We start from the raw sequence: 360 nt of genomic DNA, 5'->3' as shown, positions 1-360 counted from the left end.
CGGTGATGCTCTCGGCCGAATCGGCCTCGGGCAGGTACCCGCTCGAAGCGGTCGCGATGATGGACCGCATCATCGCGCGCGTCGAGGCCGATCCCTCGTACCGTGCGGGCATCGACGCCACGCATGACGCGGCGCTGTCGACCACGGCCGACGCGGTCTGCGCCTCGCTGCGCCAGGTGGCCGCGCTGCTCGCGCCGGCCGCCACCGTGACGTATACCTCCTCGGGCTTCACAAGCCTGCGCGCTGCGCGCGAGCGTCCGGCGGTGCCCATCCTGAGCCTCACGCCCGACACCGCCGCAGCACGCCGCATGGCGATGGTCTGGGGCGTGCATGCGGTGCTCGTCGAGGACGTGCACGATG

The 360-nt window shown here is 72.2% G+C and carries 1 protein-coding gene; it reads left to right on the top strand.

Annotation, left to right across the window (positions count from 1 at the left end):
* The coding region (locus AC1DNC_RS16795; protein ID WP_476863659.1) for a pyruvate kinase alpha/beta domain-containing protein at positions 1-360 on the top strand (360 nt) is incomplete at both ends.

Source organism: Arthrobacter sp. 01N442, from assembly GCF_056399345.1.
This window is presented reverse-complemented; position numbering and strand designations above follow the sequence as displayed.